This is a genomic window from Chryseobacterium geocarposphaerae (genome assembly GCF_002797535.1).
Taxonomy (GTDB): domain Bacteria; phylum Bacteroidota; class Bacteroidia; order Flavobacteriales; family Weeksellaceae; genus Chryseobacterium; species Chryseobacterium geocarposphaerae.
This window is the reverse complement of the sequence record NZ_PGFD01000001.1, coordinates 882,555-897,472: the sequence shown is the minus strand read 5'-3', so window position 1 is coordinate 897,472 and position 14,918 is coordinate 882,555. Positions and strand designations below refer to the sequence as shown.

Here is a 14,918-nt window from a genome sequence, read left to right as displayed (position 1 = left end):
TAGAGAATTAAATATAATAAATAATTCCTAAGGATTTTAAGAAAATAATGTTGCCGGATGAAAATATTAATGGAACCTCAATAAAAAAGGATAAATGAAATTCATTTATCCTTAATTTATAATTAAACAAGAGAAATTTTATCCTCCGTATTTATTGGCATAATCCTCCTGAGAAGCTTTAATCACTTTTTTCGCATGATCTGCTCCGTAAACTTCCTGAATTCTGCATTTTGCAGGTTCATCCGGTAAGTTTTTATACGTTAAGAAATAGTGCATTAATCTTTTTACTTCCGCTTCAGGCAATTCAGAAATATCTCTGTAGTGTCCGAAAGCGTGATCTCCAATCATTACAGCAACAATCTTGTCATCCGCTTCTCCTCCGTCAATCATTTTGAATCCACCAATTGGAATAGCTTCCATCAATAAACCTCCTGAATGAATATTGTGAGAGCTCAAAACACAGATATCAAGCGGGTCATGATCTCCCATGGTAACATCGTCTGCTCCTCTTTCAACCGCTAAATTCATTACAGCCTGGTCACAGTAAGTCCTAGGAACAAAACCATATAATGCAGGAATAATATTTGAGAATTTTTGAGGCCTGTCAACCTTTAAAAATCCGGTTTCTTTATCTACTTCATATTTAATAGTATCTGAAGGAACGATCTCCACGAAAACATTTACAACATTTGGCGCATCTTCTCCCGCAGAAATCCCATGCCATGGATGTGCTTTAAAATTTGGAATCATTTATTAAAATTTTTATTTTAGTTAAGCTATTATTAGAATTTCTCTTCTTAAATCTTCAATGGTTATTGAAATATAGTCTTCATTTTCCATATAATTCATGATAAAAATGGTCTTAAATTCTTCAAGATTAGTATTTCCATTCAATCCGGCATATGTTTTATGAAGCAAATCTATTACAGCATTTTTAGACTCAACAATGTTTTGCCATGAATTTTTTGTAATATATAATTGTTGAGAAGAATTATATTCGAATTCTTCGTTGATTGTTTTTTCTGTAAGGAAAATAAACTCATGACTGGCCAAGTCTTTATTAAACCTCTGAACAAGGTTTGAAGGCTTTATTCTCTCCAAAAATAAGGTCATCCTTTCATAAGCCTGCGTTTTATTTTCAGAATTTGATTTTACAGAAAGTAGTTTGATTTCCTGTTCTTTAAGTCTGATATAAGTAAATACAAACTGTCTTAGTAAAACCAAGAAAGGTATTGCAATAATTAATGCAAATGCATACGGAAGATATCCTGAAAAATTTGTCATAATTTGAGGTAGCAAAATTACTAATATTTTCTGAATTTATCTCTGAAAAACACAGGATTGTGCAGTAAGAACAAAGACATTTTATTTTTATAAAAATTTCTTCAGTATTTTACTCTGAATAAAGCTGTAATCATAAAGCTCTGCGCCAAAACTTTTAAAGAAAATTTCAATTCCCCGGATATTGCTTCCCATAAAATTAAAACTTTTCTCATGAATATAATGACTAAGAATTTTGTCTATTAAAAAAGAGGCCCCGTCTTCTTTTTTATAAGCTTCATCATTAATCAAAGCTAATAATGAAAATTCATCTTTTTCTGAAACTAAAACGGCAATATTTATTAATTGTTGATCCAGATACGCTGCACAGAGCTTCAGTGAATTGTTAGTGTCAAGAAAGTTGAGATAATCTTTAAATTTTTTGATATCACTTATCTTCGAAAGCCCTTTAAAATTATTTTCAATAAATGAAATATGAGCAGCATTTAGTTCTATTTCATGGTAAGTAAGATGTTGTGCACATTTAACTGTAGACTTCCTCCCTTTGAAATATTTTTTCCTTCTTAAAATCTCATAATCGGAAATTGGGATGATATAATTTTTTCTTTTTTCAGTGTCAGAAGAGAATAAGTTATACTGATTGAAAGAATAATATAATATTTTATAATTTTTCTTTAAAGCTTTTAAAAACTGATCATTGATCTCCGGATTATCACTTGATGAAAAAACTCCCAGCTGCTGGCAAAAAAGCGGCATAATGACAAGCCTGATTCCCATTTTTTTTACTAATGGAACAGGGAGAACAGCTTCATAATCCTTATATACCAAAATTTCCCAGTTTCCTGAAAGTTCGTCCAGGATTTCTTTTTTAGCATGCCAGTTTTTCTGCTCAGAATTCTCTAAACATTGAGTATATTTATCAAAATCGATACTTTCATACTTTAATTTTCTAATCATAGTAATCCTTCGTCTGAAAAACTTAGATATGAATTTTGTGTAATAATTAAATGATCCAGTAACTGAATACTTAACATATTTCCAGCTTCTTTTATTTTTTGTGTGATATCAAGATCATCTGTACTGGGTTTTAAGTTTCCTGAAGGATGATTATGAGCAATGATTATTCCAGTGGAATAATGATCAAGAGCCGTTCTGAATAAAATTCTTATATCTACGATAGACTGGTTTATTCCTCCTTGTGTCAACTGTGTAAGATGAATAACTTTATTGCTTTGATTCAGAAATATGGCCCAAAATTCTTCAGTTCTCAGATCTGATAAGTGATTTTTTAAAATAAGATATGCATCGTTACTTCCTGAAATTATACGTTTTTCAGGAAGCTGCTGTTCGGCTCGTCGTCTTCCGATTTCCAAAGCGGTTACTATAGAAATGGCTTTAACTTCTCCAATTCCTTTAAATTTCATTAAATCTTTTAAAGAAAGTAAACTTAGCTGATGCCAGTTATTATTAACGGATGCTAATATTTTTCTGGCTAATTCAACTGCTGTTTCATCTTTATTTCCACTTCCCATAATAATGGCTAATAATTCTGAATCAGAAAGCGAGTTCTTACCTTTTGATAAAAACTTTTCACGTGGTCTGTCGTCCTCAGCAAGAAATTTAATAGACATTTGAGAATTAAATTATATATGAATTATAAAATTAGTAAAAAGCATACAAAATAACCGGTTGTTCTGACTGATCGATGTATGTGGCAGTTTTATTAAACGCATTTTTTGAAAGCATCGGACAGCCAAAACTTAAACAGGCAGGGTTGTTAGATTCATGATCCGGAATGCAGTAGTAAGAATGAAGAACAATGGCTCTTGATCTTGCATTACTATTGCTTTCATCCAAACCGTCCAGTCGGTAAGCTTTACCAAATTTTCCAGTATAACTTTCCTTTATTTCGTATTTTCCTAAAGATGACTGATGAGAACCATCTGTATTGCTAAATTGAAGGCTTTGTGAGTTTTTAATAACCGAACCGTCACCATGAGCAACAATTGCTTTTTGCAGTACCTTATCGTTCTTCAGATCATAAACGAAATACCTGTACTTTCCTGAGTGAATTTTGAAATTGATAAAAACGGCTAAATCCTGATTGTAATCCTTACCTTTAATATAGTTCTTGATTTCCAGAATTCTTGATTTTGGCAAATAATCAATAGCATGACTAGCCTGAGACTCAAATTTTGAACAGGAAATAATAAGAAAAAATAAAAAAATAAAAGGTTTCATCATTTGCTGGAAAGTTTATTCGATAATCATTCCGTCTTTCATCACTAATTTTCTGTCGGTAATCTCAGCAAGACCGGGATTATGGGTTACAATCACGAAAGTCTGGTTATATTTATCTCTTAAATCAAAAAAAAGACGGTGAAGATCATCCGCATTTTTTGAATCTAAATTCCCTGTAGGCTCATCTGCAAAAATAATTTTCGGGGAATTGATTAAAGCCCTTGCTACAGCTACCCTCTGTGCTTCACCTCCAGATAATTGATTGGGTTTATGATGTAACCTCTGCTCTATTTTCAAATCTTCAAATAAAGCATAGGCTTTCTCTATCGCTTCTTTTTCACTGGCGCCTGCAATTTTTGTAGGAAGCAACACATTTTCCAAAGCCGTAAATTCAGGAAGCAATTGGTGAAACTGAAAAACAAAACCAATATTTTGGTTTCTGAATTTAGAAAGCTGTTTATCATTCATATTAATAAAAGACTCCCCAGCAATCGTTATTTCCGTATCAAAACCTTTCGAATTGGTAGGAAGATCCAAGGTTCCTAAAATCTGCAAAAGTGTAGATTTTCCGGCTCCCGATTCTCCAACAATAGAAACAACTTCTCCAACTTTTATATGGATATCAACTCCCTTTAATACTTCTAAATTTCCATATGATTTATGGATATTTCTTGCTTTAATCATGATTCAAAAATAGTAAATTGATTTGAGATATAAGATAATTTTAAAGTGAATTATAATATGATAAATTCCATTTCAAGATTATTCATACCGTTAAATTTCGTGTCTTTGAAATACTTCTCCTTCGCTCAGCATGACAGTAATTCTCTAACAATAGTAAAATGATTACTCTGAATATTTGCAGTGTCATGTTGAGCCTCGTCGAAAGCATTCTTATCTAAACTGTGATATTATAAAAAAACGCTTCTCAAATTGAGAAGCGTTTCTTATTTATACCTTTAGAAAATTACAGTAACAAAGTTAATGGATTCTCTAAATACGTTTTTAAGGTTTGTAAGAACTGAGCACCAGTAGCACCGTCTACCACTCTGTGATCACAAGCTAATGAAAGCTTCATGATGTTTCCAACTACAATCTGACCGTTTTTCACAACAGGCTTCTCGATGATTGCACCTACTGAAAGGATAGCGGAGTTTGGCTGGTTGATGATACTTGTGAAAGTTTCAATTCCGAACATACCCAAGTTTGAAATTGAGAATGTGGAACCTTCCATTTCGTTCGCTTTAAGACCTTTAGATTTTGCTCTGGAAGCCATATCTTTCACCGCAGCAGAAATTTGAGTGTAGTTCATTTGATCTGTATTTTTAAGTACAGGAACTACCAATCCGTCAGGAATTGCAACGGCTACACCAATATTGATGTTTCCTCTGTGGATGATCTTATCACCTGCCCAGCTTGAATTTACCTGAGGGTGTTTTCTTAAAGCAACGGCTGTTGCCTTAATAATCATATCATTGAAAGAAATTTTAGTATCCGGTAAAGAATTGATTTCTTTTCTGGCCTCAATCGCTTTATCCATATTGATTTCTACCATCAGATAGTAGTGAGGTGCAGAGAACTTACTTTCAGAAAGACGTTTTGCGATAACGTTTCTTACTTGTGAATTTGGAGTTTCTGTATCTTCACCTTGTACAAAACTTAATGCAACCTGTGCGGCAGGACTTGCGGACGGAGCCGAAGCTGCTGGTTTTGCAGACGGCTGATAATTTTCAATATCTTTTTTAACGATTCTTCCATTTTCGCCTGAACCCTGGATGCTGTTGATGTCAACACCTTTATCCTGAGCCATTTTCTTTGCTAATGGAGAAATTGCAACTCTGTCTGTAGATGAAGAACTTACAACCGGAGCAGCTTTTTCTTCTGCTTTAGCCTCAGTTTTTTGTTCAGCAGACTTTTCTGATGATGGAGTCGCGGATTTTGCAGCACCCACTCCTGTAATATCTGTTCCAGCAGGGCCAATAATCGCTAAAACACTATCAACCGGAGCAGCACCTCCTTCTTCTACGCCTTGTTTCAGTAATACTCCGTTGAATTCGGATTCAAAATCCTGAACCGCTTTATCTGTTTCGATCTCAGCAAGAAGATCTCCTTCTTTTACTGTATCTCCTACGTTTTTGTGCCATTTAGCCACTTTACCTTCCGTCATTGTATCAGAAAGTCTAGGCATTGTAATCACCTCCACTCCTGCAGGAACTTCAGCGGATGCCTGTTCCGGAGCTGCAGGTGTTTCTGCTTTGGGCTCTTCTTTTTTCTCTTCAGAAGTTGCAGCAGGAGCAGCAGCTCCACCTCCACCTGTTAATCCTGAAATATCTTCTCCTTCATTACCGATAATTGCCAAAACAGAATCTACAGTTGCTGCATTGCCTTCCTCTACACCTACATATAGAAGAGTACCTTCTACTTCAGATTCGAAATCCTGAACTGCTTTGTCTGTTTCAATTTCGGCTAAAATATCACCTTCCTTTACTTTATCTCCTACTTTTTTATGCCATTTAGCCACTTTTCCTTCCGTCATTGTATCAGAAAGACGTGGCATTGTAATCACTTCTGCCATAATATATATTGATTTGATATTCGAGATTCGAGATTTGAGATTAGGGAAACTCAAATTCAAATGTCAAATTAATTATTAATTTTAGTTTTCTAATTTATCTAAGAATGGATAATCTTCCTGAGCGTAAACATACTCGTAGATTTTTTCTGCATCCGGATATGGAGAGTTTTCCATGAATTCCACACACTCTTCAACGAAGTCTCTGGATTTGTTATCCATAGCATCCAATTCTTCTTCTGTAGCCCATCCGTTTGATAAAATTCTTTGTTTTACCAATTCAATAGGATCATCATTTTTGTGAATCGCTACTTCCTCTTTAGATCTGTATGGTTCTGCATCAGACATTGAATGCCCTCTGAAACGGTATGTTCTTGCTTCGATGAAAGTTGGCCCGTCTCCTCTTCTAGCTCTTTCAATAGCTTCATAAGCAGCCTCAGCTACTTTTTCAGGATCCATAGCATCTACAGCAAGACAAGGCATTTCGTACCCTAATCCTAGTTTGTAGATATCTTCGTGGTTGGCTGTTCTTTTAACAGAAGTACCCATTGCATATTGATTGTTTTCAACAACAAAAATTACAGGTAGCTTCCAGTTCATAGCCATGTTAAACGTTTCATGTAATGAGCCTTGTCTGGCAGCACCGTCTCCGAAGAAACAAATGTTTACCGCTTTTCTGTCGAAGTATTTATCTGCGAAAGCAATACCAGCTCCCAAAGGAATTTGTCCTCCTACAATACCGTGACCTCCGTAAAATCTGTGCTCTTTACTGAAAATGTGCATAGATCCACCCATACCTCCTGACGTACCTGTAGCTTTACCACAAAGTTCTGCCATGATTCTTTTAGGATCTACTCCCATCGCCATCGGATGGATGTGACATCTGTAAGCAGTGATCATACTATCTTTAGTTAAATCCATTGCATGCGTAAAACCTGCAGGGATAGCTTCCTGACCGTTATACAAATGTAAAAAACCTCTGATTTTTTGTTTTAGATAAAGAGAACGGCATTTGTCTTCAAACCTTCTCCACATAGTCATATCTTCATACCACTTCAGGTATACCTCTTTAGAAAATTCTTTCATGTGTTGAGCTCTTGCTTATTTATTATGAAATAGTTGAGCAAAATTATAAAAAAAACTTTGTTTTTATTGTATACATACCAATTGTTTTTTTACTTATAATATTATATTTACATTATCAAACTGAAATATGGAAGAAAAACAGCCTTCAATTATCCTTAAAGCATCAAAAATAATCTCAGATTTCTTTAATCCCTTACTTTCTTTATTTATATTCTTTCTATATATGAGCATAAAGAATTATTCACTGAAAGATTCTTTATATTACTTTTTGCCAATACTGTTGATCATAATGATCCCTGTCATTGTTTGGCTGGTCTGGAATGTAAAAACCGGCAGATATACCAATATGGATGTTTCGAATAGGGTGCAGAGGAAGACTCTCTATATATTTATTGCGACTTGTATTATTACTTATATTGTTTTTAATTATGTGAAAAACGGCTATCTTGATTTTGTTATGCTGTTTATTCTGATTCTTCTTTTTGCCCTGCAGATCAGTAATTTTTTTATTAAAAGTTCTATGCATACTGCCTTCAATATATTTGTTGCAGCTTTGTTTTTTGCGATCAATCCAGTTGCAGGACTTATATGGCTCGGAATTGCAGCTCTAGTCGGGATTACAAGGGTTGTTTTAAAAAGACATAGTCCTAAAGAAGTATTCATGGGAGCTCTTATCGCTTTTATCGTGTCTTTTATTTACCTATATTGCAATATACAATTTCAACATTAAGACTCTACTATGAAAATAAATCATTTTACTGCTGCAGAAGAAAACTTAATGAAGCTATTCTGGAAGCTGGAATCTTTTTATTTAAAAGATGTTATGGAACAGCATCCGGAACCCAAACCTCATCAGAATACGGTTTCTACTTACCTGAAAATATTGGTTGAAAAAGGTTACTTATCTACAGAAAAGGAAGGAAGAATTTTTAAATATACTGTTCTTGTTCCATTGGAAGAATACAGGAAATTTTTGTTGAGAGAACTTTCCCGTAATTTCTTTAATAATTCAGGAAAAGAAGTTTTAGACTTTTTATTTAATGAGAATCTGATCTCTCAAAATGATCTGAAAGGGTATTTTGATCTGAAAATAGAACTGAAGCCTGCAAAAGTAAAAGGACCCAAATTAGAATATGCAGAAGAAATTCTGAATCCTAAAAAAGATAAGAAGGGCAAAGAAAAGAAAAAGAAGAAGAAAAAAGATTAATTCCGAAAGTAAGACATAAAAAAAGCGGCTCCGAAAAGCCGCTTATATTTTTTTACCAACGGTTTCCACCGCCGTTACCTCCTCTGTTGTTTCCGTAACCACCACCGTTACCTCCACGGTTGTTTCCATAACCTCCACTTCTGTTGTTATCGAAACTTCTTCTTGGTTTTTCTTCTCTAGGCTTAGCTTCAGATACATTAAGGACTTTCCCGTTAAGTTCTTTTTGGTTAAGAGCTTCAATAGCTTGAGCTCCTTCTTCGTCACCCATTTCGATGAAACCGAAACCTCTAGAACGGCCAGTTTCTCTGTCTGTTACAATCTTAGCAGATGTTACATCGCCAAATTCAGCGAATAAGTCATGCAACTCATATTCTTTAGTTGCGTAATTGATGTTTGAAACAAAAATGTTCATTTTAAATAAAATTAAAAAATTAATAAAAATTTGGCATATAAAAGAAAAACAACATAAATTTAATGAACAAATATTGATTCCAAATATAAACGATTGCAAGTTACAATTAAAAATCACAAATCAAAGCTTTTTTATAATTAATTATCACTTAATATTGAATTTGTTAAATCTAATTCTTATAAAATAATATTTATCAGGCTTTTATTAGTAATTGAGAAAACAAATTATTGTTTTTTGATAACTATATGTTAATTCGCTGTAAATACAAGTTTTTAGCCCTAAATTTGTGCTGTAAATTATTAAAAATATGAACTACCATACGAGAAAATGGGTAAAACCCGAAGATTTAAATCCAAACCAGTCACTTTTCGGAGGAAGGCTATTACAGTGGATTGATGAAGAAGCCGCATTGTATGCCGTGATTCAGCTGGAAAATAAAAAAGTAGTTACAAAATTCATATCAGAAATCAACTTTGTGAGCTCAGCAAAACAAGGTGATATTATAGAAATTGGTATTGAAGTTTCAGCTTTCGGCTCTACCTCTCTTACCTTAAGATGTGAAGTACGAAATAAAATGACGCATCAAACCATTATTACTGTTGACCGAATTGTAATGGTGAATTTAGACGAGGACGGAAATCCCGCTCCACACGGAAAAACAAAAGTTGAATTCGTAAAAGACAGATTGCTAAACAATCAGGATCAGCAATGAAGATTTTCATAAAAAATATGGTTTGTGGCAGGTGTATTTCTGCGGTTACCAGTATTTTCAATGAAGCTCAGGTGAAAATTAAGTCCATTAATCTTGGTGAAGTGGAGACAGAATCTGATGTTTCGGAACAGGATCTTGAGAATATAGAAAAACATCTTTCAGAAACAGGTTTTGAAAGAATAAAAGACTCAGCTCATCAGCTTATTGAAAAGATTAAAAACCTGATCATTACAAAAATCAGTGAGCTTGATATTGATGAAAATTTTCTCCTTTCCGAGTTTTTAACATCAAAAATCCATAAAGATTACAGTTCTCTTTCAAAAACTTTTTCTCAAAATGAGAATGTTACATTAGAGCAGTTCTTTATTCTTCAAAAAATTGAAAAAGTGAAAGAATTACTTTTATACAATGAATTTACATTGACGGAAATAGCTGGAAAGCTCGGTTATAAAAGTGTGCAGCACCTGTCATCACAATTCAGAAACAGTTCAGGATTCACTCCTACAGAATTCAAAAAGCTGAAAGTTCACAACCGAAAACCGCTGGATCTTATCTGAAAATAAAAAAACATTAGAGTTTTGATTATAAATGAATTTCAAAACTCTAATTTCTCTTCCAAATTCTATAAACATTATCCTTAAATTTATAACAACCTTTCTGCTGCATGTTGGAAATTTGTACTATAAATAAAGGATCATGGAAAAACAATATAAAATACTCGGAATGACCTGCTCCGGTTGCCAGAAAAAGATTTCTGAAAAACTGAACAGTATTGAAGATGTAAAAGCTGATGTTAACCTAGAAACGAATACGGTTACCATCACTTCCGGAAAAGATATTGAATTAAATACCTTAAATAGGGCATTGGAAGAAATAGGAAACTACAAATTAGACGATCCGGATAATCCCGAAAAAGCTTTTGTCAAACCACAAGACAGAGTTTCTCCCTCATCAGTTTATTATTGTCCCATGGAATGTGAAGGGGATAAAGTTTATTTCCAGCAGGGGAAAAGATGTCCGGTTTGTAATATGTATCTGGTTCCTATCGAAGAAAAGTTAGCAAAAGATCCTAATCATAAGCCTACCTACTCTTCTACTCATTTACCTGAAAATTTTAAAGATAATATCGGAAAATATTATTGTCCTATGTTCTGCGAAGGAGATAAGATGTATAATGAGAAAGACGATTGTCCTGTTTGTCATATGCATTTGGAAGAAATTACGGATGATTTGGTAAAAAATGCAGAAACTCATTCGCATCACCATACCCATGATCATCATCATCATCATCATCAAGCTCCGAAGGTTACAGATGAAATGGCAGGTAAATATTACTGCCCGATGTACTGTGAGGGAGATAAAGTATACGATACTAATGTAGGCTGTCCGGTCTGTGGTATGGATTTGGTGAAATATCCCGAAAAAAAAGCGGCAAAATATACCTGCCCGATGCATCCCGAAATCATAAGAGATGAACCCGGGAGCTGTCCTATTTGTGGAATGGACTTAGTAAGAATGCCTGATACAAATGACGATGAGGAAGATGAAACATATACCATTCTGAAAAGAAAATTCATTATTTCTTTAGCCTTTACTATTCCTGTTTTTATACTTTCGATGGGTGGAATGTTTATTGATTTCCCCTTTTCACATCAAGTTCAGGGTGTTATTGAGCTTATTTTAACCCTTCCTGTCCTGTTGTATTCAGGTTGGTTTTTGATGAAAAGAGGCTGGGTTTCTTTTAAAACCTGGAATTTGAATATGTTCAGCTTAATTGCTTTGGGGGTTGCCGCAGCATTTATTTTCAGTATTGTCGCTTTGGCCTTTCCGAATATGATTCCTCATGAAATTCGGGGTCACAATCATGGAGTACCCTTATATTTTGAAGCGGTATGTGTTATTTTAACATTGGTGATCTTAGGACAACTTATGGAAGCTGCCGCTCATAAAAAAACAGGGAACGCCATTCGTGAACTGATGAATCTTTCACCGGATGAAGCTAATCTTATCGTAAACGGAGAAGAAAAGAAAGTGCTGCTTTCACAGGTGAAAATCGGAGATTTATTAAAAGTAAAGCCTGGAGAAAAAATTCCTGTCGACGGAAAAATAACGGAAGGGAGTTCTTATATAGATGAGAGTATGATCACGGGAGAGCCTATTCCTGTTGAAAAAAGCATTAATGATAAAGTATCTTCAGGAACCATCAACGGCAACCAGGTTTTCATTATGAAAGCTGAAAAAGTGGGCGATGAAACTCTACTTTCACAGATCATTAAAATGGTGAATGAAGCCAGCCGAAGTAAAGCTCCGATTCAAAAACTGACAGATAAAGTTTCAAAAGTTTTTGTTCCTGCTGTTATTTTAATTGCGGTTTTAACATTCATTCTATGGCAGTTTTTCGGACCGGAAGGTAAAAGAAGTCTGTTTGCTTTTGTGAATGCTGTAGCTGTTTTAATTGTTGCCTGTCCTTGTGCGTTAGGTTTGGCTACTCCTATGTCTTTAATGGTGGGAATCGGGAAAGGTGCTAAAAACGGAATTCTTATAAAAAATGCAGAAGCACTTGAAGAAATGAATAAGGTAAATGTTCTAATTACTGATAAAACAGGCACTTTAACAGAAGGAAAACCATCTGTAAAATATATTGAAACTCTTAATGCAGATAAAAATTCAATCCTGAAACTGGCGTATTCATTAAACCAGAATTCTGAACATCCTCTATCAAATGCGGTAATTAAAAAAGCAAAAGATGAAAATATCTCTCCTGAAAAAGTAGAAAAATTTGAAAATGTTTCAGGAAAAGGGGTGAAAGGAATTATTAATGGGAAAACTGTTTATTTGGGGAATGAAAGCTTATTAACTTCCAGTCAAATATCAGTTCCAGAAAACTTAAAACAAAAAGCTATTGAAATACAGTCAAAAGCTCATACCATCTCTTATATTGCTCAGGAAAATCAGGCTTTAGGGTTTATTAGTTTTACAGATAAGATTAAAGAAAGTTCTAAAAAAGCAGTTCAGCAGTTATTAAGCGAGGGTGTAGATGTAATGATGATGACCGGAGATAATGAACATACTGCAAAAGCGGTTGCTGCAGAGCTGGGCATTAAACATTTTAAAGCCAACTGTCATCCTGAAGATAAATTGAATGAAGTCAAAAAACTTCAGCAGCAAGGTAAAATCGTTGCCATGACCGGTGACGGTATCAATGACTCTCCTGCTCTGGCTCAAGCTAATATCGGAATTGCGATGGGGACAGGAACCGATGTCGCTATCGAAAGCGCAGAAATAACTTTGTTAAAAGGTGATATCTTAGGGGTTGCCAAAGCAAAATTACTCAGTGAAAAACTATTGAGAAACATTAAGGAGAATTTGTTTTTTGCTTTTATTTATAACGTGTTAGGTGTTCCAATTGCGGCAGGATTATTGTATCCTTTTTTTGGAATTCTTTTATCACCAATGATTGCAGCCGCAGCGATGAGCTTCAGTTCACTATCGGTGATTTTGAATTCACTCCGGTTGAATTCGGTCGACTTAGATATTAAATAAACATGAAGAAAGAAAGTCTTTATATTGGTTGCTCAGGCTTTTACAATAATGATTGGAAAGGATCATTATACCCTGAAGATGCAAAAAGTAAAGACTTTCTTTCTTTATATTGCCAAAAATTCAACTGTGTAGAAATCAATTCAACATTTTACAGGAATCCAACAGCTAAAACCCTTCTGAAATGGAGAAATGAAACTCCTGAAGATTTTAAGTTTTTTATTAAAATTCCGAAAATAATTTCTCACGAAAAACGCCTGAAAGACTGTAAAGAGGATATTACAGCATTTTGTACTCATATTCAGGATCACTTAAAAGAAAAGCTTTCCGGCTTTCTCTACCAGTTCCCTCCTTCTTTCAAAAATACACAGGAAAATATTGATCTCATCCTTAACAATATCAATCTTGTCTGTTTGAATGTTATTGAATTCCGTCATGAGTCTTGGTGGAACAATGAGATTTTTAAAATTCTAAAAGATCATAATATCATTTTTTCCGGAGTAAGTTTCCCGGGAAATCTACCTGAAGAGATTATCATTAATCATCCTGAAATTCTATATTACAGACTTCATGGGAAACCTGTCCTTTACAAATCCGAATATAGTTTAGAATTCCTTAAAGATCTTGCTGAAAATATTGTAAATATGAAAAAGAAAACATTTATCTTTTTCAATAATACATGGGGAACAGCGGCCATTAATAACGCTTTATATTTAAAAGAATTACTTGAGTAAAATTAAGTTATTAAAATATCCTTAAAAAACAGAATTTAATCAAAATTCGGCACATAATTTGTTAAGAATAATTTTGAAAAATTAACTCTTTTTAACAATTTAAATTCCTTTTTGATTTTATGAAAAAAACTTTTGCGGAAAAGTCTAGAAACAAGACTTTTCTTGGGATGTTTGCATTGGTGAGTGCAACTTCAATTTTATTCCATGGTTGCAACCGTAAAAACGACAAGAAAGAATCAGAAAAACTGATTTCACAGGAACATCCCGTCGCAAAAACAGTTCCTAAAATTGATGATGAAGACGTAGCCTCCGACAAAAGAGTAATCTATCTTACCTTTGATGATGGTCCGAATCAAGGAACAAAAAATCTTCTGAAAATCCTGAACAAAAGAAATGTTTGCGCAACCGCTTTTATAGTTGGAAAACATGTATATGGGAGCAAAACACAGAAAAATGATTTTGAGCTCCTGAAAAAAGACCCGCTGATAGAGCTTGCAAATCACAGCTTTACACATGCCAATAATAAATATACCGATTTTTATAAAAATCCGGCAGGTGTTGTTCATGATTTTGATACAGCTAAAGACAGCTTAAAATTATACGATAAAATAGCCAGAACACCAGGAAGGAATATTTGGAGACTTAATCATACGAATGTAACCGATCTTAAAAGTTCTACGGAAGCTGCCAATAAACTTAAAGAAGCCGGCTATAAAGTAATTGGTTGGGATCTGGAATGGAAACCCGGTCAGAAAATGGCGCTGAAAGGCAATCATGAAGCTATGCTGAAAAAAGTGGACAGTATTTTTTTCAATGACCTGGAAAAGACTTCAAGACATCTTGTTTTTCTTACTCATGATCAGTATCTAACAGATGCTGATTCTATCAATGAACTTGATTTGTTTATTGAAAAGCTCCAGAAAAGCAATCGATTTGTTTTCAGAAAAATTTCGGAATATCCTAAGATTAATGAAGTGTTGAATTAATATAAATATTCTTGGTTGTCTGCCATTCTGACGAAGGAAGGATCTCAGCTTTATTCAAAATAGATTCTTCATTGCTATTAGTTTCGTTCAGAATGACAGACAATCATTTTTTTGACTTTTTTATTCGTTAAACTGATTCTAAAATTT

The 14,918-nt window shown here is 34.1% G+C and carries 16 protein-coding genes; 7 read left to right on the top strand and 9 right to left on the bottom strand.

All coding sequences use genetic code 11. The annotated features are described in order from the left end of the window. Positions 1–138: 138 nt before the first annotated feature. The 8 genes from CLV73_RS03915 to pdhA form a co-directional block, all read right to left on the bottom strand. Positions 139–750 carry an inorganic pyrophosphatase gene (locus CLV73_RS03915; RefSeq protein WP_100375560.1) on the bottom strand — a complete coding sequence of 204 codons (612 nt, stop codon included), beginning with the start codon at positions 748–750 and terminating at the stop codon, positions 139–141. A 21-nt stretch (positions 751–771) separates the two neighbouring features. After that, positions 772–1,284, bottom strand: a complete 513-nt coding sequence (locus CLV73_RS03910; RefSeq protein WP_100375559.1) for a DUF7935 family protein — start codon at positions 1,282–1,284, stop codon at positions 772–774. An 87-nt stretch (positions 1,285–1,371) separates the two neighbouring features. Further along, positions 1,372–2,238 carry a hypothetical protein gene (locus CLV73_RS03905; RefSeq protein ID WP_100375558.1) on the bottom strand — a complete coding sequence of 289 codons (867 nt, stop codon included), beginning with the start codon at positions 2,236–2,238 and terminating at the stop codon, positions 1,372–1,374. Next, positions 2,235–2,912, bottom strand: coding sequence for a RadC family protein (gene radC / locus CLV73_RS03900; protein WP_100375557.1), 678 nt, complete (start codon positions 2,910–2,912; stop codon positions 2,235–2,237). The genes CLV73_RS03905 and radC overlap by 4 nt, the downstream gene beginning before the upstream one ends. Positions 2,913–2,943: 31 nt before the next feature. After that, on the bottom strand, positions 2,944–3,525 hold the full coding sequence (locus tag CLV73_RS03895; protein WP_100375556.1) for a murein L,D-transpeptidase catalytic domain-containing protein: 582 nt from the start codon (positions 3,523–3,525) through the stop codon (positions 2,944–2,946). A 12-nt stretch (positions 3,526–3,537) separates the two neighbouring features. Next, the gene (locus CLV73_RS03890) at positions 3,538–4,206 is read right to left on the bottom strand and encodes an ABC transporter ATP-binding protein (RefSeq protein WP_100375555.1); all 669 of its coding nucleotides are present in this window, start codon (positions 4,204–4,206) and stop codon (positions 3,538–3,540) included. Positions 4,207–4,489: 283 nt separating this feature from the next. After that, complete coding sequence (locus tag CLV73_RS03885; protein ID WP_100375554.1) at positions 4,490–6,097, bottom strand: pyruvate dehydrogenase complex dihydrolipoamide acetyltransferase; 1,608 nt, start codon at positions 6,095–6,097, stop codon at positions 4,490–4,492. An 81-nt stretch (positions 6,098–6,178) separates the two neighbouring features. Beyond that, a complete protein-coding gene (gene pdhA, locus CLV73_RS03880) occupies positions 6,179–7,180 on the bottom strand; it encodes a pyruvate dehydrogenase (acetyl-transferring) E1 component subunit alpha (protein WP_100375553.1) in 1,002 nt (333 codons plus the stop codon). Positions 7,181–7,307: 127 nt separating this feature from the next. Here pdhA and CLV73_RS03875 point away from each other — a divergent pair, with 127 nt between their 5' ends. After that, positions 7,308–7,910 carry a phosphatase PAP2 family protein gene (locus CLV73_RS03875; protein ID WP_100375552.1) on the top strand — a complete coding sequence of 201 codons (603 nt, stop codon included), beginning with the start codon at positions 7,308–7,310 and terminating at the stop codon, positions 7,908–7,910. 9 nt (positions 7,911–7,919) lie between these two features. Continuing rightward, entirely contained in the window at positions 7,920–8,387 is a 468-nt protein-coding gene (locus CLV73_RS03870; protein WP_100375551.1) for a BlaI/MecI/CopY family transcriptional regulator, read from the top strand. Between the two features lie 52 nt (positions 8,388–8,439). Here the strand turns inward: CLV73_RS03870 and CLV73_RS03865 are convergent, their stop codons facing one another. Then, positions 8,440–8,799, bottom strand: a complete 360-nt coding sequence (locus CLV73_RS03865) for an RNA recognition motif domain-containing protein (protein ID WP_100375550.1) — start codon at positions 8,797–8,799, stop codon at positions 8,440–8,442. A 307-nt stretch (positions 8,800–9,106) separates the two neighbouring features. On the opposite strand from CLV73_RS03865, the gene CLV73_RS03855 reads away from it, so the two are divergent. The 5 genes from CLV73_RS03855 (at position 9,107) to CLV73_RS03835 (ending at position 14,771) form a co-directional block, all read left to right on the top strand. Continuing rightward, positions 9,107–9,511: an acyl-CoA thioesterase gene (locus tag CLV73_RS03855; RefSeq protein WP_100375548.1), complete on the top strand. Its 405-nt coding sequence runs from the start codon at positions 9,107–9,109 to the stop codon at positions 9,509–9,511. Continuing rightward, the gene (locus CLV73_RS03850; RefSeq protein WP_100375547.1) at positions 9,508–10,068 is read left to right on the top strand and encodes a helix-turn-helix domain-containing protein; all 561 of its coding nucleotides are present in this window, start codon (positions 9,508–9,510) and stop codon (positions 10,066–10,068) included. Before CLV73_RS03855 ends, CLV73_RS03850 begins: the two co-directional genes overlap by 4 nt. A gap of 139 nt (positions 10,069–10,207) precedes the next feature. Beyond that, positions 10,208–13,054, top strand: coding sequence for a heavy metal translocating P-type ATPase (locus tag CLV73_RS03845; protein ID WP_100375546.1), 2,847 nt, complete (start codon positions 10,208–10,210; stop codon positions 13,052–13,054). A gap of 2 nt (positions 13,055–13,056) precedes the next feature. Continuing rightward, the gene (locus tag CLV73_RS03840) at positions 13,057–13,785 is read left to right on the top strand and encodes a DUF72 domain-containing protein (RefSeq protein ID WP_100375545.1); all 729 of its coding nucleotides are present in this window, start codon (positions 13,057–13,059) and stop codon (positions 13,783–13,785) included. A gap of 119 nt (positions 13,786–13,904) precedes the next feature. Further along, positions 13,905–14,771: a polysaccharide deacetylase family protein gene (locus tag CLV73_RS03835; RefSeq protein WP_100375544.1), complete on the top strand. Its 867-nt coding sequence runs from the start codon at positions 13,905–13,907 to the stop codon at positions 14,769–14,771. Positions 14,772–14,918: the final 147 nt, after the last annotated feature.

Bases quoted from the DNA above. Each gene is read 5' to 3' on its own strand.
- CLV73_RS03915 (WP_100375560.1), bottom strand. From the start codon at position 750: ATGATTCCAAATTTTAAAGCACATCCATGGCATGGGATTTCTGCGGGA.
- CLV73_RS03910 (WP_100375559.1), bottom strand. From the start codon at position 1,284: ATGACAAATTTTTCAGGATATCTTCCGTATGCATTTGCATTAATTATT.
- CLV73_RS03905 (WP_100375558.1), bottom strand. From the start codon at position 2,238: ATGATTAGAAAATTAAAGTATGAAAGTATCGATTTTGATAAATATACT.
- radC (WP_100375557.1), bottom strand. From the start codon at position 2,912: ATGTCTATTAAATTTCTTGCTGAGGACGACAGACCACGTGAAAAGTTT.
- CLV73_RS03895 (WP_100375556.1), bottom strand. From the start codon at position 3,525: ATGATGAAACCTTTTATTTTTTTATTTTTTCTTATTATTTCCTGTTCA.
- CLV73_RS03890 (WP_100375555.1), bottom strand. From the start codon at position 4,206: ATGATTAAAGCAAGAAATATCCATAAATCATATGGAAATTTAGAAGTA.
- CLV73_RS03885 (WP_100375554.1), bottom strand. From the start codon at position 6,097: ATGGCAGAAGTGATTACAATGCCACGTCTTTCTGATACAATGACGGAA.
- pdhA (WP_100375553.1), bottom strand. From the start codon at position 7,180: ATGAAAGAATTTTCTAAAGAGGTATACCTGAAGTGGTATGAAGATATG.
- CLV73_RS03875 (WP_100375552.1), top strand. From the start codon at position 7,308: ATGGAAGAAAAACAGCCTTCAATTATCCTTAAAGCATCAAAAATAATC.
- CLV73_RS03870 (WP_100375551.1), top strand. From the start codon at position 7,920: ATGAAAATAAATCATTTTACTGCTGCAGAAGAAAACTTAATGAAGCTA.
- CLV73_RS03865 (WP_100375550.1), bottom strand. From the start codon at position 8,799: ATGAACATTTTTGTTTCAAACATCAATTACGCAACTAAAGAATATGAG.
- CLV73_RS03855 (WP_100375548.1), top strand. From the start codon at position 9,107: ATGAACTACCATACGAGAAAATGGGTAAAACCCGAAGATTTAAATCCA.
- CLV73_RS03850 (WP_100375547.1), top strand. From the start codon at position 9,508: ATGAAGATTTTCATAAAAAATATGGTTTGTGGCAGGTGTATTTCTGCG.
- CLV73_RS03845 (WP_100375546.1), top strand. From the start codon at position 10,208: ATGGAAAAACAATATAAAATACTCGGAATGACCTGCTCCGGTTGCCAG.
- CLV73_RS03840 (WP_100375545.1), top strand. From the start codon at position 13,057: ATGAAGAAAGAAAGTCTTTATATTGGTTGCTCAGGCTTTTACAATAAT.
- CLV73_RS03835 (WP_100375544.1), top strand. From the start codon at position 13,905: ATGAAAAAAACTTTTGCGGAAAAGTCTAGAAACAAGACTTTTCTTGGG.